21 protein-coding genes and 1 tRNA gene are annotated in these 22,301 nt (G+C 39.7%); 7 read left to right on the top strand and 15 right to left on the bottom strand.

What is annotated here, in order from left to right; all coding sequences use genetic code 11:
- Positions 1–12: 12 nt before the first annotated feature.
- The 6 genes from BMX11_RS10390 to BMX11_RS10415 all read right to left on the bottom strand — a co-directional run bounded on the left by BMX11_RS10390 (position 13) and on the right by BMX11_RS10415 (position 3,832).
- Positions 13–1,041 (bottom strand): SAM-dependent methyltransferase, encoded by a 1,029-nt coding sequence (locus BMX11_RS10390; protein ID WP_090883961.1) that lies wholly within the window; start codon positions 1,039–1,041, stop codon positions 13–15.
- Positions 1,042–1,101: 60 nt separating this feature from the next.
- Positions 1,102–1,905, bottom strand: a complete 804-nt coding sequence (locus BMX11_RS10395; protein WP_090883962.1) for a DUF1295 domain-containing protein — start codon at positions 1,903–1,905, stop codon at positions 1,102–1,104.
- A 78-nt stretch (positions 1,906–1,983) separates the two neighbouring features.
- Positions 1,984–2,313 (bottom strand): DUF1475 family protein, encoded by a 330-nt coding sequence (locus BMX11_RS10400; RefSeq protein ID WP_090883963.1) that lies wholly within the window; start codon positions 2,311–2,313, stop codon positions 1,984–1,986.
- A 4-nt stretch (positions 2,314–2,317) separates the two neighbouring features.
- A complete protein-coding gene (locus tag BMX11_RS10405; protein WP_090883964.1) occupies positions 2,318–3,046 on the bottom strand; it encodes an acyl-CoA desaturase in 729 nt (242 codons plus the stop codon).
- A 153-nt stretch (positions 3,047–3,199) separates the two neighbouring features.
- Positions 3,200–3,697, bottom strand: coding sequence for a cupin domain-containing protein (locus tag BMX11_RS10410; RefSeq protein ID WP_090883965.1), 498 nt, complete (start codon positions 3,695–3,697; stop codon positions 3,200–3,202).
- Positions 3,698–3,758: 61 nt separating this feature from the next.
- A tRNA-Ala gene (locus tag BMX11_RS10415) sits at positions 3,759–3,832 on the bottom strand.
- A gap of 242 nt (positions 3,833–4,074) precedes the next feature.
- Between BMX11_RS10415 and BMX11_RS10420 the strand changes: the two genes are divergently transcribed.
- Positions 4,075–4,719: an START domain-containing protein gene (locus BMX11_RS10420; RefSeq protein ID WP_090883966.1), complete on the top strand. Its 645-nt coding sequence runs from the start codon at positions 4,075–4,077 to the stop codon at positions 4,717–4,719.
- Between the two features lie 236 nt (positions 4,720–4,955).
- Here BMX11_RS10420 and BMX11_RS10430 read toward each other — a convergent pair whose 3' ends face one another.
- Together BMX11_RS10430 and BMX11_RS10435 are read right to left on the bottom strand one after the other, a co-directional pair.
- On the bottom strand, positions 4,956–5,606 hold the full coding sequence (locus tag BMX11_RS10430) for a chloramphenicol acetyltransferase (RefSeq protein WP_090883968.1): 651 nt from the start codon (positions 5,604–5,606) through the stop codon (positions 4,956–4,958).
- Positions 5,603–6,298 (bottom strand): HAD family hydrolase, encoded by a 696-nt coding sequence (locus BMX11_RS10435; RefSeq protein WP_090883969.1) that lies wholly within the window; start codon positions 6,296–6,298, stop codon positions 5,603–5,605. Before BMX11_RS10435 ends, BMX11_RS10430 begins: the two co-directional genes overlap by 4 nt.
- A gap of 74 nt (positions 6,299–6,372) precedes the next feature.
- Between BMX11_RS10435 and BMX11_RS10440 the strand changes: the two genes are divergently transcribed.
- Both BMX11_RS10440 and BMX11_RS10445 read left to right on the top strand, forming a co-directional pair.
- Positions 6,373–7,002 carry a Crp/Fnr family transcriptional regulator gene (locus tag BMX11_RS10440; RefSeq protein ID WP_090883970.1) on the top strand — a complete coding sequence of 210 codons (630 nt, stop codon included), beginning with the start codon at positions 6,373–6,375 and terminating at the stop codon, positions 7,000–7,002.
- A gap of 108 nt (positions 7,003–7,110) precedes the next feature.
- Entirely contained in the window at positions 7,111–7,737 is a 627-nt protein-coding gene (locus BMX11_RS10445; protein ID WP_090883971.1) for a carbonic anhydrase, read from the top strand.
- Between the two features lie 69 nt (positions 7,738–7,806).
- Here the strand turns inward: BMX11_RS10445 and BMX11_RS10450 are convergent, their stop codons facing one another.
- The 4 genes from BMX11_RS10450 to BMX11_RS10465 form a co-directional block, all read right to left on the bottom strand.
- A complete protein-coding gene (locus BMX11_RS10450; RefSeq protein WP_090883972.1) occupies positions 7,807–8,574 on the bottom strand; it encodes an SDR family oxidoreductase in 768 nt (255 codons plus the stop codon).
- Positions 8,575–8,602: 28 nt separating this feature from the next.
- Positions 8,603–9,736: a DUF4861 family protein gene (locus BMX11_RS10455; protein ID WP_090883973.1), complete on the bottom strand. Its 1,134-nt coding sequence runs from the start codon at positions 9,734–9,736 to the stop codon at positions 8,603–8,605.
- Positions 9,737–9,753: 17 nt separating this feature from the next.
- A complete protein-coding gene (kduI, locus tag BMX11_RS10460; RefSeq protein WP_090883974.1) occupies positions 9,754–10,593 on the bottom strand; it encodes a 5-dehydro-4-deoxy-D-glucuronate isomerase in 840 nt (279 codons plus the stop codon).
- Positions 10,594–10,701: 108 nt separating this feature from the next.
- Entirely contained in the window at positions 10,702–11,565 is an 864-nt protein-coding gene (locus BMX11_RS10465; protein ID WP_090883975.1) for an AraC family transcriptional regulator, read from the bottom strand.
- Positions 11,566–11,770: 205 nt separating this feature from the next.
- On the opposite strand from BMX11_RS10465, the gene fucP reads away from it, so the two are divergent.
- The 4 genes from fucP (at position 11,771) to BMX11_RS10485 (ending at position 15,936) form a co-directional block, all read left to right on the top strand.
- Positions 11,771–13,078, top strand: a complete 1,308-nt coding sequence (fucP, locus tag BMX11_RS10470) for an L-fucose:H+ symporter permease (protein WP_090883976.1) — start codon at positions 11,771–11,773, stop codon at positions 13,076–13,078.
- 70 nt (positions 13,079–13,148) lie between these two features.
- Positions 13,149–14,789 (top strand): UxaA family hydrolase, encoded by a 1,641-nt coding sequence (locus BMX11_RS10475; RefSeq protein WP_090883977.1) that lies wholly within the window; start codon positions 13,149–13,151, stop codon positions 14,787–14,789.
- Between the two features lie 24 nt (positions 14,790–14,813).
- A complete protein-coding gene (locus tag BMX11_RS10480; RefSeq protein WP_090883978.1) occupies positions 14,814–15,143 on the top strand; it encodes an L-rhamnose mutarotase in 330 nt (109 codons plus the stop codon).
- A gap of 10 nt (positions 15,144–15,153) precedes the next feature.
- On the top strand, positions 15,154–15,936 hold the full coding sequence (locus BMX11_RS10485) for an L-fucose dehydrogenase (protein ID WP_090883979.1): 783 nt from the start codon (positions 15,154–15,156) through the stop codon (positions 15,934–15,936).
- 142 nt (positions 15,937–16,078) lie between these two features.
- Here BMX11_RS10485 and BMX11_RS10490 read toward each other — a convergent pair whose 3' ends face one another.
- The 3 genes from BMX11_RS10490 to BMX11_RS10505 form a co-directional block, all read right to left on the bottom strand.
- Positions 16,079–17,842 (bottom strand): RagB/SusD family nutrient uptake outer membrane protein, encoded by a 1,764-nt coding sequence (locus BMX11_RS10490; RefSeq protein WP_090883980.1) that lies wholly within the window; start codon positions 17,840–17,842, stop codon positions 16,079–16,081.
- Between the two features lie 18 nt (positions 17,843–17,860).
- A complete protein-coding gene (locus BMX11_RS10495) occupies positions 17,861–21,178 on the bottom strand; it encodes a SusC/RagA family TonB-linked outer membrane protein (protein ID WP_090883981.1) in 3,318 nt (1,105 codons plus the stop codon).
- A gap of 265 nt (positions 21,179–21,443) precedes the next feature.
- Positions 21,444–22,139 (bottom strand): T9SS type B sorting domain-containing protein, encoded by a 696-nt coding sequence (locus BMX11_RS10505; protein ID WP_090883983.1) that lies wholly within the window; start codon positions 22,137–22,139, stop codon positions 21,444–21,446.
- Between the last annotated feature and the right edge of the window lie 162 nt (positions 22,140–22,301).

Here is a 22,301-nt window from a genome sequence, read left to right on the forward strand (position 1 = left end):
ACATCATAACCTTTATTTTTTATCAAACAAATAATGACAAACCATCCATTCATTACCCTTATTATAATTAAATAGTTCGGCGCATGACATGTAGAATAAGCGCCAGTATACCCACCATTTAACCGCCTGGTCTTTACCATAAGTATTTTCCAAAATAGGCATAATTTCCTTTTTGTGTTTATCCATGTTGCTCAACCAGGCCTCCGAAGTTTTGCCATAATGCGTACCATTAACCACCCAGTGTTGGGCAATGTTAAGATCATCATTAAAATAGAAGAACAGGTGATTGGACGGCATGATCCCGCCAGTAAAGAAAAACTTGCTCATCCAGTCCGTCTCATCAACTACCTCAAACTTATAAGCTAAAGTTTTGTGGGTAAAGATGTGAACGAAAAGCTTCCCATCGGGTTTTAGCAAGGAGGACACTTTGGCCAGTAACAACTCATAATTACGCATGTGTTCGAACATTTCTACAGATACTACCCGGTCAAAGGTATCAGCTATGTTGAAGGTATTCATATCTGCCGTTAATACGGTTAGATTCTGAATCCCCCTTTCTTTCGCAGCCTCATCAATAAATAGCTTTTGCGTAGCAGAATTCGAGACCACTGTAAACGTACTTTCTGGAAACTTTGCCGACATGTAAAGCGACAGCGAACCCCAGCCACAACCCAATTCGAGTACATTCTGCCCGTTCTGTAGGCCAGCTCTCTTACAGGTTAAGGCTAACATATCATCTTCTGAGGTATCAATATCCTTTACCCCCGCCTTCCAGTAACCACTACTATACTTTAAGTTCTTTCCTAAGCAATATTGAAAAAATTGGGTAGGCAATTCATAGTGCTGCTGGTTGGCATCGGCGGTGTTAATGGCAATTGGCGAAGCCTTCAGTTCTTCCACCAAATCCATAAATTTCTCCTGCTGAAGCTCTTCGTTACCCAGCGTTTCATCATCCAGTCGTTGCTTAAGTAATTTTCTAATACCCATACGCAAGGCCGTATCGGGAAGTTTGTCGTTTTCTAAAAGTTTATCGTACCACATGTGTTGAGATGTAAGATGGGGTGAATGTAAAAATGGGATTGATGAAAATTATGGGCGAACCTAATGAGCTGCATTTTTTTTCTTCCATGGGAAGAATGCACTGGTGGTTTGCTGATATTTTTTATAGGCCACAGGCTTACTTCTTAAGTTCTGTTCTTCATTATTGGGAACACCGGTAACCTTGGTTAATAAATATAAAATGATGGCAGGGCTGATAATGGCCAGAATCCCACATGAGGAGGCCAGAGCAAAAATAAAATATCCCATCCAGCTTAACCATTCAAAGAAGTAATTGGGATGACGACTATAATGCCACAAACCAATATCGCATACCTTACCCTTATTTGCCTTATGCTTTTTAAAAGCTGCCAACTGTCTGTCAGCTACCATTTCTCCTACAAAAGCAACCAACCAAATTACTAGTCCAACGTATTCTAAAACGGCAATTTCAGCAGATTGATTGGCGGTAATGATAAAGAAAGGAATAGCTAAAATTACATTGGAAATGGCCTGAAATTGAAAAAACCAGAAAAAATTCCGGTCAGCATCTTTGCCCCAATCCTTTCTGAGTTGTTGGTAGCGGCCTTCCTCTTCATCGAGATGTCCAATTACCCGATTCCATAAATGAATACCTAAACGAAGCTCGGCCAGCAGAAACATGGCACATATTAAAATCTTACGGGCTTCAAAGCCATCAGAAAGAAAGAAAGTAATGAAAGTAATGACCGGGAAATTAAGCGCCCAGAACACGTCTACAACCCCGGCATTTTTTATTCGTTTGGCCCAAAGCCAAACCAAAGCCATAATTGTACAGCAGGCAACAAGAGAGATTAATGCTATTAGCAATAGATGTTTGAAGTCCATTTTAAAGTTTAGGGTTTGAGGTACAAGGCCAAAGGAAATATTCAGGCCAGTTTTACCCTAAGCCTTATACTCTATTTATCACCTTTTTACCAGCAAATCTTTAACACTTTCGTCTGCTTTTAGTTTGAATAGCTTAACTAAAATATAGCCGATAGTGCCGATGCTACCTAAACATACGAACAAAATGGTCCAAACGATTTTTAGAATGATGTTTTTTTCTTTAAAAAACATCCACAAGGTGATGATCAGAATGTTAGCATAGAAATCCCAAAGTGTAGCCCTCATCCAGGGGATACTCCCTAAGAAATCCCACTGTTCAAATAAATTACTTTCCAGGCATGTGCTAATTACTTTATAGCACATAAAAACAAATAAAGCCGAGAAAACAATTTTGAGCAGGTTAATCATATTGTTATACTTTTCTAATTTTAATGATGCGTAGCCAATGCATAACCTTCATCATTGGATAAGTGGGGTCAAACTCCCACCATTTGCTGGCAAAATTAGGACTATTGGGTTTCTTATGGTGATTGTTTTGGAAAAGCTCACCCATCAATAAGAAATCCCAGGGAAGAGAATTCTTACTGTGATCTTCGTTATCATGGTTTGAATAACCATATTTATGTCCACACCAGTTCACAATGGCTCCGTGTAAAGGTCCCATTAAGAAATGAATGGGCAACAACAGGTACATCCACCAATATTGTGCAAATGCAATATAAAAACCAATGTAGAATAATCCACAGGCAATTCTCCAAATCCATGAATCACCTATCCTATCAACCAATGGCCATTCCGGATAGTTACCCCTAAAGGCAGGCTCGGGCTCTACCTTAAAATGAAGATAATTCATGTACATATTTTTTGTGGCAATCATCATCCCAAACACGTCCTTAAAAAAATGCGGTGAGTGTGGATCTTTTTCAGTATCGCTATAGGCATGGTGCATCCGGTGCAAAATTGCATACGCTCTGGGATTTAAGAAAGAAGAGCCCTGAGAAATCAAAAGCACCAAATAGAAAAATCTTTCCCAGAAAAGCTCCATCTTAAACATCTTGTGTGACGAGTAACGATGCAAGAAAAAGGTTTGGCTAAATAGTGATAAAAACCAGTGGGATAGAAAGAAGATTAAAATTGCCATGTAATAGTAGTATGCTTTATTAACGAAATTTTAAAGCATTTGGTTTATAAGAATTCTTGATTAGAAAAGTATGCTTGGGTTTGGTTGCATACTCCTTAAGTATTAGAAAAGGAAGCTATTTTGAGCGGAATAGCTTCCTTTTTTGATATAAAATTATCTTCCGAAATCGTCTTGTACCCTCACGATATCGCTTTCATCAGATGGATTTGAAGCATCTGTATGCTGCCAGATCTCTGCAACCACTCCCCAATCATCTAATCCAATTAAACGGTGACGTTCACCTTGCTGTAATTTAATCTGATCTTTTGGACCATATTTCTTTACCTCTCCCTCTTCGTCTGTTTCGCTGGTTTTAATTCCTACGGTTCCTGTAACTACTTGCCAGATTTCAGCTCTGCGGTGGTGATACTGCCAAGAAAGACGGGTATTAGGTGCAACGATTAATATTTTAGGGCTTAACTTACCTCCAATTTTCAAGCTGTTTACGTCTAAGCCATCGAAATAAGTATCTGCAAATTGTTGTGCCTGCGCTTCATCAATAACAAAAAAACCTCCCCAAGGGCGGGTCTCATCACGATTTACGACATTAAATCCTTCGCTCTTTAAACGCTGTGCAATACTTTCAAATATTTCTTTCTTTTCGTTTTCCATAACTTAATTCTGGTGATTAAAAATTAAAAAGCCCCATCAGTTAGTGCTGATGGGGCCGATGTGGAGATTACCGGATTCGAACCGGTCACCTCTTGCCTGCCAGGCAAGCGCTCTAGCCAAATGAGCTAAACCCCCAAATTTTTTAAGAAGTTTCTCTAGCTAAAAAGCTAAATATCTTCTTTTGTTTTTGTTAAAATTAAAAGCTCTTATCCAAGCCCACTGCTTTTAACAGTCGCAAAAATAGCAATTTGTTCCTTTATACCAAATTAAAGTAAAAATAGAATCTCAAACATTGATAAGTCAAAAAAACAGGCATTCGCTACCAGGTGCATTTAAAACCACAAAAGAAACCTAATTTTGTTGAATATACAGCATAAATGCTCAAGCAACTCGCCATATTACTTTTATTTATTTTTCAACATTTAATGGTTTATGGACAAACCGATTGGAGATTCAGTACCGAAAAAGATGGGATAAAAGTTTACACCAGCATTTTACCGCAATCAAAAATCAAGGCTGTAAGGGTACTCTGTGAAGTAAATGCTAGCTTAAGTCAGATAACGTCGCTGATATTAGATGTCAATTCTGGTGCTGAATGGGTATATCAAACCAAATCTTCCGTGTTGCTTAAACAAGTATCACCTAGCGAACTGTATTACTATTCAGAAGTAAAGCTCCCATGGCCACTTCAAAACCGCGATTTTATTGCACACTTAACTGTCACACAGCATCCAAAAACTAAACTGGTGACCATTAACGGTCCTGTTGCTAAAGATTATATTCCTGAGAAAAAAGGAATTGTCAGGATCAGCGAATCTGTTGGAAAATGGCTATTGTATCCACTGGCACAAAACCGCTGCAAAATAGAATATACCTTGCATGTTGATCCGGGAGGCAGCATTCCTACCTGGCTGGTCAATTTATTTGCCGATCAGGGACCGCTACAAATGATTAAAAGATTAAGAACACAGGTTCAATTGCCTAAGTATAAGAACGCATCCATCTCCTTCATTACCAACTAAACCTTCAGTTTTACAGCAAACATCCCCATAAAACAACATACCGAAATGGCTGAAGGAAAGGGGTAACTAATGAACAGGAAAAGCACAAAAGTAACCGTAAGCAAAAATGCCAGAAAAAGGCAGGCCTTGTAGAAAGAATCCATGTAAAACATGGCTACTATAGCCAAAACATAAATCGGAATGATGACTTCAAGAAGAAACATTTCCGAAAATAAGTTCTACTTATTAAGGTTATATTAAATTAATTGTAGATTTTCAATCGTGTTTTGGCTCAGTAAATCCTGATAGGCAGCAACATATTGCGACACATGATAACCATCTACCAAAGCATGATTAACATGAATAGAAATGGTCATTATTTTCCTGCCCGCCTCTTCCCGTAGCTGGCCGAAAGAAATTTTTGGACAACTGTCATGGATACTGAAACGCCTGGCGTGTGATAATGACTTGAAATTTAACCAGGGTAGTGCGGAATAATGGATTACGTTATCGCCTGCTTGCGAGGGAATGAGTCCGGTTGACTGTTTTACCTTTTGTATTTCCTCTTGTGCCTTCTTATTAAATTTTCCGAAATCTGGCAGAAAATCTAAATAGCCGAACCCAAAAGTGCCATCAGGTCTGTTTACTGTAGTTGCAGCATTCACCTGCTTATATTGCCAAACTTCACCATCTATAATGCGGTAGCTGAAGTTTTCGATCTGATTGGCTGCAGCCAGCGATTTATGCAGGTACAATAAAAAAAATGAAACGCCTGCTGTCTTCGCCTGTTGATAGGTTGCGGTACAATCTACATCAACCGTTACCCCAAAAAAGGGCTCTTCAAAAGTGTTAAAAAAATTAAAATGGTCTTTCCTGACCCAGGTATTGATATCTATTTTTCTTTTCATACGATAAGTTGGGGTAACACCTCTGCCAAACGCTTCAGCTCATAAAAATTGGGATGTTCAATGGTATGGTCTATATGCTCGTGTACCCAGGTGGTATGGTATGGAATATGAACAGCATGCCCGCCAATGTTCAATACCGGAAGTACATCGGACTTTAAAGAATTCCCCAGCATTAAAAATGCTTCCGCAGGGCAATCCAGGTGCTTTAACAATTTTTCATAATCCTTTTCCTGTTTATCACTCATGATCTCAATGTGATGGAAATAATGGTCAAGACCCGAGTTTTTGAGTTTACGCTCCTGATCCAGCAAGTCGCCCTTAGTGGCAACCACTAATCTGTATTTTCCATGGAGCGCCTTTAAAACATCTTCCACACCATCCAGCAGTTCAATGGGTTTATTGAGCATTTCCTGTCCTAGCGTAATTACCCTGTTGATGATTTCAGCATCTGCTTTCCCCTGTGTAATCCTGAGTACCGTTTCAATCATACTGAGCATAAAGCCTTTAATACCATAACCGTAAAGGGGCAGGTTGGCAATTTCTGTTTGATACAGTTCTGCTACGATACTGTGCCTGGGGAGAAAATCTTCCAGTAAACTGGCAAATTGCTCTTCCGTATCTCTGAAATAAGGTTCGTTCACCCAAAGGGTATCATCGGCATCGAAAGCGATCACACGGATATTATCAATCATTTGCTTATTTTTATTGCTGCAAAAATACCACAAGCAAAGGTCCAGATAAAGGACATTTGTCCCCACACCAAAAAATGTTAAGAACCAACCTCGATTTATTACACTTTATAGAACAGTTTTTTCAGGAAGAAGACCAGGGTAAAAATGTTCATCTTAAAACCTTTTCAGCAGGGAACAGGCTGATAGAACAAGGGGAAAAAATCCGCAATGTTTACATCATAAAAGAAGGCATTACCAAATGCTTTATCTCCGAAGAAAACGGAAAGGATTTTATTGTTGAATTTTTAGGGCATGGAGAAATCGTTGGAGAACTCGAAGCATTGAAAAAAATTGACTGCCTATGTAATATAGCGGCCATTAGCGAGGTAAAAGCCTATACCATTCCGGCATATTTTTTTCAGGAATTGTTAGAAAAGAATGTGGTCTTCAACAGAATTCTCCTGCAAGAGCTTTCTACAAGGGTGATTCAAACCAGTAGCAGGGCTTCCTTTCAACAGTTGTATACCCTGGAATATGGACTGCAAAAGCTCCTGAGCTTACAGACTGATGAACAAATCGCCGTTTCTAAAGATGATATGGCGGCCTATCTGGGTATTCCGGTGCGGAGCTTTAACCGAACATTGAAGCAATTAATTCAGAAAGGCATCATCAGCAAGCCCTCTGGTTCTGCTAATATTGATGCACTGATAGACAGCCTTAAGTGACCAGAAAAATAAATCGGAAAAAAAGCGAAAAGAATTTATCTTATTTTAATTTCATACAAACAACTTTGCGATAATCTAGTTTAAACTATTACAAAAAGAAACAAAACAATGAATGTAGAACAAGTATTTAAAAATAATGAGAAATGGATCGCCGATAAACTGGCTATTGATCCTAATTATTTTACCGAACTATCTAAGGGTCAAAGCCCCGAATTCCTTTACATTGGATGTTCAGATAGCCGTGTTACTGCAGAAGATTTAATGGGTATTCAACCCGGTCAAGCCTTCGTTCACCGGAATATTGCCAATTTGGTAAATAATGTTGATTTAAGTGTGATGACGGTATTAAACTATGCTGTACGCCATTTAAAAGTTAATCACATTGTAGTTTGTGGTCATTATAACTGCGGTGGGGTTAAGGCTGCCATGCAACCTGCAGACATGGGTATTTTAAACCCCTGGTTGAGAAACATTCGCGATGTTTACAGATTGCACAAGGACGAGCTTAATGCCATTGAAAATGAAGATGCGCGCTATAACAGGTTGGTAGAATTGAATGTTCAGGAGCAATGTGTTAATTTGATTAAAACTGCGGCTGTTCAGGAAGCTATCCTTGAGCGCCGACTTACCGTTCAAGGCTGGGTATTCGATATCCACACAGGCAAGCTAATTGACTTAAAGATCGATTTCGATGCGATCTTAGAGAACATCAGAGAAATTTACAAATTATTCTAAAATATAAATGTCCGTTTTCAGCTGTTGAAAACGGACATTTTTTTTAACTATTGATCCATTCCGAAAAGGCTACCTGCCCATCCAGCCACCATCAACGGTTAGAATAGTACCGTGTACATAATCACTCGCCGCAGAAGCCAGGAATAATGTTGGTCCTTTGAAATCTTCAGGCGTACCCCATCTTCCCGCAGGAATTCTGGCTAAAATCGAAGTACTTCTATCCTGATCTTCACGTAAAGCTGAAGTGTTATCTGTAGCAATATATCCTGGCGCAATAGCATTTACATTTACACCTTTTGATGCCCATTCGTTAGCAAAAGCTTTGGTTAAAGAAGAAATTGCGCCCTTACTTGCTGCATACCCCGGAACGGTAATACCGCCCTGGAAAGAAAGAAGTGAAGCAGTGAAGATAATTTTACCGCTACCCCTGGCAATCATATCACGCCCAATCTCTCTGGTTAAAATGAAAGGGGCGGATTGGTTTACGGCAATAACCTCATCCCAATACTCATCCGGATGTTCGGCTATAGGCTTACGTAAAATAGTTCCTGCATTATTAACCAGAATGTCAATAACCGGGTGTTCTTCTTTTACCTTTTTAGCAAAAGCTAAAGTAGCTTCTCTATTGCTGAAATCGCACTGATAAGCGTAAAACTTTCTGCCTAATGCTACAACAGCTTTTTCAATATCACTACCACTCAGTTCAAGATTGGCAGAAACACCAATAATGTCTGCACCAGCCTCAGCCAATGCTACAGCCATAGCTTTACCAATTCCTCTTTTACTGCCGGTAACCAGGGCAACTTTACCTGTTAAATCGAATATATTTGACGACATTTTATAATTATATCTATTTGGGTTAATATTATTTAACCACCACTTTTAAGGGTGATTTTAATTCTTGTTGAAAGTTTTTCAGGTAATTAAACCAAGCGGTTTCTGTGGTAATTTCATCAGCTTTATTCCAGGCCGCTCCTGCATAATAAACATAAGGAACATTGTTTTTTACGGCAGTAATTCCAAGCGCCTGCTTAGGTGCATCGATCGCATTTTGTAAAGGATCTAAAGTAACCGCTCCTACTCCTGTAATCCCATCATTGCCATGTACAGGCTCCCAATACCCCAATACTCCGGTTTTATCCAGCAATAGCTTTTTGGCTGTTTCATTTCTGGTTGATAAGCCTATGGCTACAGGAAGCTTACCCGAAGAGGAGTAGGTATATAGGTTTTCAATTTTGTTGAGTTGCGAACCTGCATCAATAGAAATGGTTTTGGTTACATTAACCTTAATACCGGCTGCATTCCACTCATCATAAGTTAACTGAAAAGTTGACCGCAATGGCCCATTATCTAAAACTTTAGATGAACGATAATTCCCAGAATACCTCACGGTATCTTTAATGTAAGGTGCCATACCTCCCGCACCCAGGGTAAAACCTACGGTGTAATAGTCTAACCCATCGCCATGATCCTTATGGTAATCGTTCTTTTTATAACGATCATTGATGATCAGATTGGAGGTGCTTTTGGTCCAAAAATCTATACCATAAGCATCTTCAGAGGTTTTCTCCAAGGCTTTTCCATACATCCTGAAAGCTACCTTATCATTTTCCCAGGCAAAATCGTCCTTACGCTCAGGCACGTATCGCGCATAAGTTTTGGCCTTAACAGGCGATGCTTTACCCGCTAAAATGGTTAATTCCACTTTACTCTTTGCCTTAACAGATACCTGAAGCAACAAGTTTTGTATGGCAAGCAGTCCTTTATGCTCTAACTGAAAGGGGACCTCTTCTTTGGTTGCAGAGTTAATTACCTTAAAATTTGCAGTATCTATTTTTGGGTCAGACTTTAAGATAGCTGGCCAGCCAATGCTTATAATAGCCTCTTTCCTATCGAGATTACTCGAATTATTCACCACCACAAGGGTAGATTTCTGCTGTGCAGAAACAGCACTATACAAGAATAGTATGCTGAATATGAACTTAATGGATTTCTTCATTGCCTAGCAGAACTGGATTATTTCAAATCGGTAATTGCACAATGATCCATATCTCCATAGTCTAAGTTTTCACCAGCCATTCCCCAGATGAAAGTATAGTTACTGGTTCCCGCTCCCGAGTGGATAGACCAGTTTGGTGAAATTACCGCCTGATCGTTCTGCATCCAGATGTGACGGGTTTCTTGTGGCTGTCCCATAAAATGACACACGCTTTGGCCCTGAGGAACCTCAAAATAGAAATAAGCTTCCATTCTTCTGTCGTGCGTATGTGCAGGCATGGTATTCCAAACGCTTCCCGATTTTAATTCGGTCATTCCCATTTGTAACTGGCAGGTTGGCAATACACTATTTACCAGAAGTTTATTTATGATACGGTGATTGGCTGTTGCCGGTGTACCCAGTTCTACCACTTCTGCATCAGTTTTACTTACTTTTTTAGTTGGATATTGACGGTGTGCAGGTGCTGAGTTAATATAAAGTTTAGCAGGCTGAGCGGCATCTACAGATTCAAAAGACACTTCTTTAGTTCCCTGGCCAATATATAAGGCCTCCTTGTAAGACAATTCAAAACGTTCGCCATCGGCTGTTACAATTGCAGCACCACCAACATTGATTATACCAAGCTCTCTTCTTTCTAAAAAGTAGCCAGCTTTTAAATCATCAGGATTAGGAAGTGAAATTTTCTGGTCAACAGGCATTGCTCCACCAACAATGTATCGATCAAAGTGAGACAAGGTAAGGTTCACTTGATTGGGTTCAAATACATTTTCGATTAAGAAATTTTCCCGCAATGCGGCGGTGTCCATCGTTTTTACTTCATTAGGGCTTTGAGCGTAACGGCTTTCGAATTTATTCATTGGTTAAAATTTGTTTTATAATTTAAGGCCCATCCAAATGGATAAACCTGATTCACAAATATATTTATACTATGCTTATTATCAGATAATAATTGAAAATAGTGCGCTTTAGGCAAAAGCTTGCTGGTAACGCAGAGGGCTTTTACCTGTAATCTGTTTAAAGCTCTTGTGAAAGCTGGTAAAGTTATAAAAACCACATTCAAAACAGATTTCCTTTACACTGAGTTTATCTTCAATTAACAGCTTGCAGGCTTGTCCTACCCTGATCTCCGTTAAAAACTGTGTATAGGTTTTCCTGCTTTTGGCTTTAAAAAATTTGCAAAAGGAATTAGGGCTAATCTTCGCTACATCGGCAATTTCCTTCAAATCAATCTTCTTTTTGTAGTTGCTGATGGTATAATTGTAAATTGCCTGAATACGATCTTTTTCCGTTTCCTGAAAATTAGGTTGAAAGCCCAGGGAAACCAAAGTTTTTGCCGCTTTACAGCGGGCAATTTCACTCAGGGCTTCCATTAAGTAAACAATGCGGGTAGATCCTGCGGCTTCAATAATTTTAGGCAACAAATTAGCCAGGGTATCCCTTGTTGGTCCCAAAACCTGAATACCTTGTTTGGATTGTTCAATGACTCTTTTGATCTCCTGATTTTCCGGAAGATTTAAAAAAGTCGATCCCCAAAAGTCTTCCTTAAAGTGAATCACAAAAACATCTGCATGCTCATGCTCGCCTTCCTCAAAATACTCATGATCGAAACGCCAGTAATGTGGAAGATTGCTCCCAACAAGCACTACGTCTCCATCATTAAAATTTTTGATGCTATCGCCAATAAATTGAGTTCCCCTCCCTTTTTTAAAATAGATGAGTTCTAAAGCAGAATGATAGTGCCAGCGATTGTTTACATCAGGCATCAAATCCCTCCGGGCACTAAAGGAATGGATTGAATTGGTTGAAACATTTAACAGGTGTGGTTTCATTAAATTCCTTATATCTGGTTAAAATTTAATCTAATATGCATCAAATTACACTAAAATAAAAATTAGGCACAATATTGCTTAATAAATTGGCAATTCCATTAAATTTTAATCAATCTTTTAAATCTAATTTGGTTATTTGTAAACAACCTTAATTAACCAAGTATTAATTGTAAGTAAAAATATTTACAAGAAAGTGTAACCCCTTATGAGCCATACATCTTCAACAGAATTTAAAACTACAGATGCACCAAATCGCGCTGGTGCCTATCTCTTTCCTTTAATCTTAGTAACCAGTTTATTTTTCTTCTGGGGATTTATTCATAACCTGGATCCGGTACTGATCCCACACCTGAAAAAAGCCTTCCGCTTAACCGATTTGGAAACAGCTTTTGTAGATTTCTCGGTATTTATTGCTTACTTTATTATGGCATTACCTGCAGGATATTTTATGCGCAAGTTTGGCTACAAAAGCGGCATTATTTTAGGCTTAGCTTTATTCGCTATTGGATCCTTTTTATTCGTTCCCGCAGCAGATACCCGCCAGTATTTATTTTTCTTAGGGGCATTGTTTGTTATTGCCTGCGGACTTGCATTCTTAGAAACAGCGGCCAATCCTTATGTTACCGTTTTAGGTAATCCGGAAACAGCTACACAACGGTTAAACTTCTCACAATCCTTTAATGGTTTAGCGGCTTTCCTAGCTCCGGTAATCGGAGGGAAAATTATCCTCTCTGACACCAACTATACAGACGAGCAGCTCAACAAAATGCTTCCGGCAGCTAAAGAAGCTTACTTAATTGCTGAGGCCAACAGTGTGAAAGGCCCGTATTTAACCTTAGCCATCGTCATAGTGGTAATAGCCGTACTTTTTATATTCACCAAATTGCCCGACATCAAAGAAAACAAAGAAGAGACAGAAACATCAACCATTGCACATGCTTTAAAACACAAACATTTGGTTTGGGCCATCATAGCGCAGTTCTTTTATGTGGGCGCACAAGTTTGTGTGTTGAGCTTCTTCATCCGTTTCGCTTCGGTTTCGGCAGGCATAACTCAAACAGAAGCCAGTTGGTATGCAGGGGGTGCAGGTTTAGCCTTTATGCTTGGCCGTTTTGCAGGAACCTTCTTTATGCAGTTTGTAGCCCCAAACAAGTTATTAATGTTATATGCCTTACTCAGCATTGTTTTTACCTTGGTTTCTATTTTTGCACAAGGTATTATTACCGTTTACGCCCTTATTGCTATCGCCTTTTTTATGTCGATTATGTTCCCAACTATTTTTTCGATGGGGATTACCGGCTTAGGAAAAGATACCAAACTGGGTTCGTCTTTAATTGTGATGTCTATTGTTGGTGGTGCTTTTCTGCCTTTAGGCCTGGGTTATATTTCAGATATTACTGGCAACATCCAATACGGATACATTGTTCCCTTAATCTGCTTTGTAGTCGTATTTATCTTTGGTTGGAAAAAATGGAAGCCTGTACAAACCGAACAGCCCATTACCGTACAATAATTAATTTTTGAAGCCTGAAAAACAGAAATTACCCTTATCCCTATTAACATTAAAATGAATTTATAATATTATGAATAATCTAGTGCTTCAAATAAATGCAGCAGACAATGTTTTGGTCGCCCTTCAGGATTTATCCAAAGGAGATGTGATCTCGCATTTAGACAGGACCTATAAACTAGTTGACGATATACCTGCAAAACATAAATTTTTTATGCAGGATATGAACGCTGGAGAAGAAGTATTGATGTATGGTGTTTTAGTTGGAAAAGTTCAGTTTTCGGTAAAACTTGGCGAACGCATGAGTACAGAGAATACCAAACATGCTGCCGAGCCGTTTGCTTATCGTCCTTTCGATTATCAGTGGGAAGCCCCTAATGTAGAGCGGTTTACCGATAGAAAATTTAATGGCTATCACCGAAGTGACGGGAAAGTTGGCACAGCCAATTACTGGTTATTTATCCCTACTGTATTCTGTGAAAACCGCAACCTGGATATCATCAAAGAATCGCTCCATTCTGGATTGGGTTATGCTGTTGATGATAAATATAAAAGCTACACTACTAAGCTGGTTGAGGCACTGGAAAGCGGAGAAAGCATTAACGAAGTTTCTTTCGAACCCAGTAAAACGCCACAAGCCAAGCGCGTGTTCAAAAACGTAGATGGCATTAAATTCTTAAATCACAGTGGTGGATGTGGCGGCACACGTCAGGATTCAGATACTTTGAGTAAACTATTGTCGGCATATGCCGATCATCCCAATGTGGGAGGAATTACACTGCTGAGCTTAGGTTGTCAGCATTTACAGGTAGCGGATTTTAAACGCGATCTTTTAAGCAGAAATCCTAAATTTGATAAGCCCCTATTCGTTTTTGAACAGCAAAAAACGCAAAGTGAAGAACAGTTAATTCAACAAGCCATCAAAAATACATTTGAGGGTTTAATCGCAATAAACGAACAGGAACGCAAGCCTGCTGGTTTAGATAAACTTTGTGTGGGTGTAAAATGTGGTGGAAGTGATGGTTTCAGTGGTATTTCTGCTAATCCGGCAGTGGGCTATTGTGCAGATTTGTTAGTAGGTTTAGGCGCTAAAGTATTGTCGGCTGAATTCCCCGAGCTATGTGGTGTAGAACAGGAAATGATCGATCGTTCAGTAGATCAGGCAACGGCTGAAAAGTTCATTAAGCTGATGACAGAATATGATGCCCTGGCGCACCAGGTAGGTTCTGGTTTTTACATGAACCCTTCGCCCGGAAATATCAAAGACGGATTGATTACAGATGCCATCAAGTCAGCTGGCGCAGCGCGTAAAGCGGGATCATCTCCTGTGGTAGATGTATTAGATTACACAGAACCCGCAACCAAAGCAGGTTTAAGTTTAGTGTGTACCCCTGGAAACGATGTGGAAGCTACTACTGGTAAAGCGGCATCTGGTGCTACCTTAATTTTGTTTACCACAGGCCTGGGTACTCCAACTGGAAATCCGGTATGTCCTACCATTAAAGTAGCCACTAATTCTGGTTTGGCTATGCGAATGAGCGACATTATAGACATTGATACCGGTGCCATTATCAAGGGAGAGAAAAGCATTAACCAGATGGGGGAAGATATTTTAGAATACTGCATTAAAGTAGCCAGCGGCGAAGAAATACCGAAGGCAGTACAACTGAATCAAGACGATTTTATTCCCTGGAAAAGAGGCGTTAGCTTATAAATTATTCATGACCAACTAATAAATATGAAAAGATATTGTTTCGCGCTGGATCTACTCTCTGATCCGGAACTAATTGCCGAATATGAAAAGTACCATGCAGCCGTGTGGCCAGAAATCCTAGAAAGTATCAGTGGTGCCGGTGTTGAAGTATGTGAAATTTATAGAACCGGAGACAGGCTGTTTATGATTATGGAGGTAAACGACTCCTTTTCTTTCGAAGCAAAAGGTGCAGCGGATGCCGCAAACCCGAAGGTTCAGGAATGGGAGAAACTCATGTGGAAATATCAAAAAGCGCTTCCCAATGCCAAACCCGGAGAGAAGTGGATTTTAATGAATAAGATATTCGAACTTTAATTACCAGTAAATGAATTTAAATTTAAAAGATAAAATTTTCTTAGTAAGTGGTGCTGCAAAAGGTATCGGTGCTGCTATTGTACGTACCTTAGCTGCAGAGCAAGCTTTACCTATTGTGATTGGCAGAAATGAGCAGGATAATTTGAAATTGGTAAACGAGCTAAAAGAACAGGGCTTAAAGGCCGATCACATCGTGGCTGAGCTGACTAACCCTGCAGATTGTAAAAGAGTAATAGAAGAAGCTTTAAGCAGATATGAAACGATTGACGGCCTGATCAATAACGCGGGAGTGAACGATGGTGTAGGCTTAGATAGTGGCGATTATGAAGCATTTATGCACTCTCTGCATAAAAATGTAGTGCATTATTATTTACTTGCTCACCACGCTTTACCGGCTTTAAAAAAGAGCAAGGGCGCAATTGTAAACATTGGCAGTAAAACTGCCGAAACTGGTCAGGGCGGAACTTCAGGTTATGCGGCAGCAAATGGTGGAAGAAATGCCTTAACACGCGAATGGGCGGTAGAACTTCTGCCTTTCGGAATCAGGGTAAATGCGGTAATTGTAGCTGAAGCCTGGACCCCACTTTACCAAACCTGGATCAGTACTTTTGATCAACCAGAAGAAAAACTAAAAAGCATAACCAGTAAAATCCCATTGGAAAACAGAATGACCAAAACAGAAGAAATCGCCGATATGGTGGCTTTTCTGTTATCAGATCGCTCTAGCCATACCACAGGACAATTAATTCATGTAGATGGTGGTTATGTGCATTTAGACAGGGCGATTAGCTAGACAGGAGCATAGAGCAAAGGGTAAGGAGCAAAGAATAAAGACTAAATGCGCTAATCGAACTTACAAAGACCATTAAACCCCAAAAATTAACAATAAAGGCTGCCCAATTTCTTGAGGCAGCCTTCTTTTCAACTAACTAAACCTAATTTATCCAGCCTGTATTTTGCTTGATGTTAGGATTTCTTTCAATCTCTACCGCTGGAACTGCCCAGTTGTAAATGTAATCTCCTTTAAATGAATAAGCACTGGTTACCCTACCCCAAATCTGTTTTACGCCATTTCCCGGAGCGAAAACCTTATCCTTCCAGCTTTTCCATCTCATTTCATCAAAGAAATTAATACCTTCATTAGGAAACTCAACTCTGCGCTCATTGCGGATACGCTCTCTTAAATCTGTTTGTCCGGTAACGTAAGTTTGCAATGCAGCATTGGTATTCTGCAATAGAGCCACTCCTGCCCTTCCTCTCACCTCATTCACCTTAGCCATAGCCTCAGCAGTTAATCCCTGCTCGTTCAAAGCCTCTGCCCAAATTAATAAAACATCTGCATATCTAATTAAAACAAAGTCTGTTGGTCCGTAATCTCTTCCTGGCGTTTCGGCTACGCCTTCATAAACATATTTTCTATACAGGTAATAGAAAAAGCTTTGCGTATCTGTACGTAAATCTCCATTGGTTGCAGCCTCTGCACGATAAGGCCATCTGGAAGTTACTACCGCATTTGCACCAGCAAAAACACCCACGTAAGTAGAATATGGTGTGATCACGTTAGCAGCTAAACGAGGATCGCGGTTGGCATAAGCGGCCAAAATCCTGGCCTCATTACCAGTTGGCAAGTATAAACTCATTTTTGCGCCACGAGTGGTTGCTGCAGCAATTTCAGTAGCGGTCAAGTTATTGCGAAGAAAGTAAACCTCTCTTTCTGCTACGGTTAATGCCGAATAGCCCGGAATAACCGCATCCCAATTAAATTTAGAACCATCTGCGTTTTCATATAGATCCACTAAATTAGGAGATACATGATAAGTATTCCAGCACGAACCGAACGATGAACGGGTACCACAATAGAATTGTGTGGTTGATCCATAACCGGGAACGCCAATTTGCTGAATGGAAAAGATCATCTCATTGCTCTGCTCATTTGCCGTTTTAAATAGCGTATTATAATTGGCAAATAAGCCATAACCTGCGTCTTTTACTTTTTGAAAATCAGCAGCTGCCAAATCCCATTTCTCGGTATACATATAGGCTTTACCACGAAGTGCATAGGCTGCACCTTTGGTAACATGACCATATGCGGCATTTCCCGCAATATATCTCTCTGGCAGATTAGGTTCGGCTATAGCAGCTGTTAAATCGGCAATCACCTGTGCCCAAACTTCAGCTTCCGTTGCACGTGGCTTAGTCGCTTCCTCGGCCGTAAAAGGCTCTAAATAAATAGGAACACCTTTGTAAAGTTGATTCAATCGCAGATAAAAGTAAGCCCTTAAAAATTTAGCCTCTGCAATGTATCTGGCTTTTTTCTCAGCTGAGGACGGCGATTTTAAAGGGATGTTCACAATGGCACCATTAGCTCTTTGAATTCCCTCAAAAAGGTTTTGCCAGTGTGAACTGAAATAAGTGTTAGAAGGGGTAATTGTTCCAGATAATAAAGCCTCTACTCCTGTTGTTTGTCCGGTAAAACCTAAACAATCCATTTGATAGAGTTCCAACCCTGATGCACCACCTGATGCATTTCCGTATCTCAACTGGGCGTACACGCCTGTCATTCCCAAATCCGTTAGGTTATCAGTAGTCCACATGGTTTCTGAGGCTACCTGAGAGTATGGTGCTGTTTCCAGCAGATCTTTTTTACAACCTGATATTAAAGCAACTGCGGTAATAGCGGTTAATATATATTTTTTCATTTTCTTCCTTCTAAATCATTAAAAAGTAACATTCAAGCCCAAAGAATACTGACGAAGCGTCGGATATCCAACACCAGCACCGATTTCCGGATCAAGGCCGGGATAATTAGTGATGGTAAATAGATTCTCCCCAGATACATAAAGCCTCGCTCTGCTAATGGCGGCCTTTTTAGAAATTCGCTCTGGGATGGTATAACCTATCTGCAAGTTTTTCAATTTAAGATATGATGCATTGTACAGATAAAAATCACTGGCTACAGCTGCATTCTGAGCATCCGTAGTATTCTTTAAACGTGGATAATGTGCAGTGATGTTGTTGGCCGGATCACTTGGATTTGCATCATTATAATAGTAGTGATCATTTGCAATCAAAGTGCTGACTGCGTTACCTAACGATACGATTGAATTGTTATAGCCTGTTGCATTCCAATAGTACCACATACCCGCACTACCCGACCACAGCATCGATAAATCGATATTTTTATAAGAAAAGTTAAGGTTTAATCCGAAGTTATAGCGTGGCGTGGTTGATTTATTCATGAACTGGGCATCAGAAGCATTCCCGTAAAGGCCGTCGCCATTATTGTCTGCATAAATTAAATCGCCATAATAGGTTTTGGTTTTACCAACGCCTGCAGTAGGCTGGAAAGAATATCCTGCAGCAATCATGGCATTTAACCAATCCATATCTTGTGGTGTACGGATCATCCCGTCCTTAGGTCCACCGTTCACATTCACTTTTCCATCGGTAAAGTAGTTACCATCACCTTTGTACACGGTTTGAAGATAGTGCTCATTAATCTCGTGGCCTTCTAAAATTCTATTGGCACCTCCACTAGAAACCAGTCCTAAGTTCGTTGTATAAACCCTATTCCCTAAAGCATCTGTAGTATAGCCTTGTTGTAGCGTACCTTTATATTTGGTTACCCTGTTGAAGTTGTAAGCAAAATTTCCAGATACGCCATATTTAAACTCACCCACTTTTCCATTGTAGCCTAGTGTTAGTTCAATACCCTTGTTAGAAACCTCCGCAATATTTTGTGTTGCCGCAGCAGCTGTTCCTGTGCTTAGCGGAATAGTCGGTGTAAATAAGATTCCATCTGTATATTTACGATAAAGGTCTATTTCAAAGGTTAAGGCACCTCTAAATAAGTTTCCATCTAATCCTAAATTGGTAGTAGTGGTGCTTTCCCACATCAAATTGGTATTACCAAAACGGCCAATGATTAAGCCTGATGATTGAGTGCCGTTATAGGAATAATTGGTTCCGCTATACAGGGCCTGATAATCATAAACTCTTGATCCATCTGAAGCGCTCATTACGTTATTACCCGTTTTACCCCACGATGCACGCAGTTTTAAATTGCCCACATAGTTATTAATCCCCTTCATAAAAGGTTCTTCAGAGATTCTCCAACCCGCAGAAAATGCTGGAAAAAAGCCCCAGCGTGTTTCCGGTGCAAATTTAGACGAACCATCATACCTAAATACCCCTTCTAAGAGGTAACGGCTTTTATAAGCATAATTCAGTCTTCCAAAATAAGAACGGATAGCATAATCGTACTCGTCGCCAGAGGCAGACGTTAAAAGCGTTGCAGAATTAAGTGTTGTAAAGGCTTCATCAATCAAGCCCTTTTTACTTGCACCAAAGTTATAGTAGTTGTAATAGTTTTGATTATAACCCGCCAATATGCCAATATCATGAACCTTAGCCAGTGTGGTTTTATAATTAAGAATGTTATCAATGGTATAAGAATAATTTTTATTGAAGCCATAATTCGTACTCAATTGATCTGGCGTTGTAGCCGGACTTTTTAGCGTATTAGAGGCGAAGTTCCATCTTTCATAGGTAATCGCATGACTATTAGATTCTTCTTGACGAGACTGATAATTGAACCGGGTTTCGAAATTTAAACCTTTTAAGATATCTATCTTTGCAAAAACTGTTGTATTTAAACGGGTTTCATTATCACTACCTCCAGTACTGTATAAATATTGCGAAATGTTGTTAGCAGTAGAAGATTCTTCTGCAGCAGCAGGAAAACCATATTTACCCTGATACACCGGGTAAACTCCAGGAGTGGTTTGACGCAGGAAGTTAAAGGCATTATCTGTACTGGCGAGGCCAAAGGTTTGGTAAGAAGCAAAAGTCTGCGTGCCCACCGTTATAAACTTAGTTACCTTAGATTGTAAGTTTACCCTCAGGTTATACTTATCTGATCCTGTATTGGCCATAGTACCGGGGTTATTCAGGTAAAAGGCAGATAAAAGATATTGTGTATTTTCTGATCCACCGTTTAAGGAAAGGTTATGCTGTTGAAGCAGATTATTTTCAAAAATAGCCTTCCCCCAATCTGTGTTCGGGTACGCTACATAATTTGGAATGCCTTGTGCTGTTAAACCATCTGGATTTGCATTTGCGGCATTCCAAAGGGCTATAGTTGCATCAGTATAAATTGGATTTTGACCTAAGTTACGATATCCCTCATTCACCAGGTTCATATGCGTAACATAATCGGTTACGAAGGTGGGCAGATTAGCAGGCTTGGCAATCGAAGTAAGTCCACTGTAGGTTACGTTGGTTTTACCTTTGTTACCTTTTTTAGTGGTGATTAAGATTACACCGTTTGCAGCTAATGAACCATAAATAGATGCTGCCGCAGCATCTTTCAATATCGAAATAGATTCTACATCATTCGGATTTACCGCATCCATGCTCCCCACAATTCCATCCACTACCACTAATGCATTGTTACTGTTCAAAGTTCCTGTACCCCGAATTCGGATCGTTGCTCCGTCTGCTCCAGGCTTACCAGAAGACTGCCTAACAAACACGCCTGAGCTCAATCCGCCTAATGAGGAAGAAAGATTGGTTACCGGTCTGTTTTCTAAAGATTTGGCATCTATGGTAGCTACTGAACCAATTACGTTCACCTTTTTCTGCACACCATACCCTACCACAACAACATCATTCAGGCTATTATCAGATTCTTTCAATACAACATTCAAATTTGCAGCAGATCCGGCAGCTACTTCTTTGGTATCATAACCGATGAAAGTAAATACCAGGATACTTTGAGCGGTAGGCACACTGATGGAGAACTTTCCACTACCATCTGTCATAACTGCCGCACTACCACCTTTGAGTTTTACACTCACGCCCGGCAAAAATCCGCCCTGGGCATCTTTTACTGTACCTACTACTTTAATCGATTGAGCAAAGGCAGGAGATAAAGCAATACTAAATAAAAAAATAAGAGCAAGTAATTTGACAGGAAATCGATTAAAACACGATCTCAACTGTTTAAACGTGGGATGATCATAGCGTTTATCCATGTTATTAGTTAGTTATGTTGGGTTTATAAAGTTTCGGAGAAACAAAAAAATCGCAACGATTATTTGGATTATGAAGGCTCTTTCTGGGAGGGCCTCCTCTATTTGGTTAAGTCCAAAAATCCTATTTCGGTAGAAATGAACAGGGGTGGAATCCTTAAAGAATAGGGGTGGAATCCTTAAAAAAAGAAGCTCGATAATGTTTCCACTACCCAGCTCCATTAACTATTTTACTTTAAAAACCAAACGCACTTAATTAAGCGGGCATTTATTTAAAATTCCCAATCACATTCAATACGCCTCTTACTAAAGGTTTCTGATCACCTTTATCAATAATATAAACATAGGCTCCATCAGTTAAAGGTGCACCATTATAGTTCGCTCCCCAACTGTTATCATAGCCCTGTTTACTATAAATTAACTGACCATTGATAGAAAACACCTTCACCGAATTGTTTTTATAATTACCAATGTTTTTGATTAACCAGGTATCATTTCGGCCGTCGCCATTTGGCGTAACTAACTTGGCCGGAAAAATATCTGTTTCATTCGCCAACTTCACTTCTTCTGCTGTTTTCATCTCGGCTAGAGTTTTCTGTAACCGAGATTTTAGGGCATTCATATCTGTCTTGGCGGCCATTATTGCACTACTTTCTCCTGTTTCGTCAATATAATATTCAATTACAGGACGAAGACTAGCTGTAGTGGCCGACCTACTGGAGATCGAAGTATAGTTGTTAGTTACATTTACCAGTTTCAGACTTAGTAATTTATCCGGAGAGATATTTTTAAGTTCATTAGAAATATCAAAATAAACGAATCCTGTGGCAGCAGGTGCAGTGATGGTGGTTAAGAGATTGTCAGCCGTAGGTTTGTTGCTCCAGGTAACTCCTGTTTCTGTCCAGGTGTTATTCTTTACCTTGTAAAGTTGCCACTGCGTGCTAAGGTTAGACAGTGCATTCAATTTTACCTTACCTCCTACTACATGGTATCAAAAATTGTTTGACTGAAAGCCATCTGGCTGATCAGGATCATACAAAAAATAAAAGCTTTTTCATAAAATGGTTTGTTTGATTTAATAAAAATCAGCTTCAGTTATCTTTTCCGTTTAATTATAGAAAGTGAC

Origin of the sequence: Pedobacter rhizosphaerae (assembly GCF_900111155.1) — a bacterium.
GTDB classification, from domain to species: domain Bacteria; phylum Bacteroidota; class Bacteroidia; order Sphingobacteriales; family Sphingobacteriaceae; genus Pedobacter; species Pedobacter rhizosphaerae.

What these genes read in the sequence shown, in the direction of transcription:
- BMX11_RS10440 (WP_090883970.1), top strand. Translation starts at nt 6,373, where the DNA reads ATGTTAAGAACCAACCTCGATTTATTACACTTTATAGAACAGTTTTTT.
- BMX11_RS10475 (WP_090883977.1), top strand. Translation starts at nt 13,149, where the DNA reads ATGAATAATCTAGTGCTTCAAATAAATGCAGCAGACAATGTTTTGGTC.
- BMX11_RS10400 (WP_090883963.1), bottom strand. Translation starts at nt 2,313, where the DNA reads ATGATTAACCTGCTCAAAATTGTTTTCTCGGCTTTATTTGTTTTTATG.
- BMX11_RS10495 (WP_090883981.1), bottom strand. Translation starts at nt 21,178, where the DNA reads ATGGATAAACGCTATGATCATCCCACGTTTAAACAGTTGAGATCGTGT.
- BMX11_RS10420 (WP_090883966.1), top strand. Translation starts at nt 4,075, where the DNA reads ATGCTCAAGCAACTCGCCATATTACTTTTATTTATTTTTCAACATTTA.
- fucP (WP_090883976.1), top strand. Translation starts at nt 11,771, where the DNA reads ATGAGCCATACATCTTCAACAGAATTTAAAACTACAGATGCACCAAAT.
- BMX11_RS10390 (WP_090883961.1), bottom strand. Translation starts at nt 1,041, where the DNA reads ATGTGGTACGATAAACTTTTAGAAAACGACAAACTTCCCGATACGGCC.
- BMX11_RS10410 (WP_090883965.1), bottom strand. Translation starts at nt 3,697, where the DNA reads ATGGAAAACGAAAAGAAAGAAATATTTGAAAGTATTGCACAGCGTTTA.
- BMX11_RS10465 (WP_090883975.1), bottom strand. Translation starts at nt 11,565, where the DNA reads ATGAAACCACACCTGTTAAATGTTTCAACCAATTCAATCCATTCCTTT.
- BMX11_RS10490 (WP_090883980.1), bottom strand. Translation starts at nt 17,842, where the DNA reads ATGAAAAAATATATATTAACCGCTATTACCGCAGTTGCTTTAATATCA.
- BMX11_RS10435 (WP_090883969.1), bottom strand. Translation starts at nt 6,298, where the DNA reads ATGATTGATAATATCCGTGTGATCGCTTTCGATGCCGATGATACCCTT.
- BMX11_RS10455 (WP_090883973.1), bottom strand. Translation starts at nt 9,736, where the DNA reads ATGAAGAAATCCATTAAGTTCATATTCAGCATACTATTCTTGTATAGT.
- kduI (WP_090883974.1), bottom strand. Translation starts at nt 10,593, where the DNA reads ATGAATAAATTCGAAAGCCGTTACGCTCAAAGCCCTAATGAAGTAAAA.
- BMX11_RS10445 (WP_090883971.1), top strand. Translation starts at nt 7,111, where the DNA reads ATGAATGTAGAACAAGTATTTAAAAATAATGAGAAATGGATCGCCGAT.
- BMX11_RS10395 (WP_090883962.1), bottom strand. Translation starts at nt 1,905, where the DNA reads ATGGACTTCAAACATCTATTGCTAATAGCATTAATCTCTCTTGTTGCC.
- BMX11_RS10450 (WP_090883972.1), bottom strand. Translation starts at nt 8,574, where the DNA reads ATGTCGTCAAATATATTCGATTTAACAGGTAAAGTTGCCCTGGTTACC.
- BMX11_RS10485 (WP_090883979.1), top strand. Translation starts at nt 15,154, where the DNA reads ATGAATTTAAATTTAAAAGATAAAATTTTCTTAGTAAGTGGTGCTGCA.
- BMX11_RS10430 (WP_090883968.1), bottom strand. Translation starts at nt 5,606, where the DNA reads ATGAAAAGAAAAATAGATATCAATACCTGGGTCAGGAAAGACCATTTT.
- BMX11_RS10405 (WP_090883964.1), bottom strand. Translation starts at nt 3,046, where the DNA reads ATGGCAATTTTAATCTTCTTTCTATCCCACTGGTTTTTATCACTATTT.
- BMX11_RS10480 (WP_090883978.1), top strand. Translation starts at nt 14,814, where the DNA reads ATGAAAAGATATTGTTTCGCGCTGGATCTACTCTCTGATCCGGAACTA.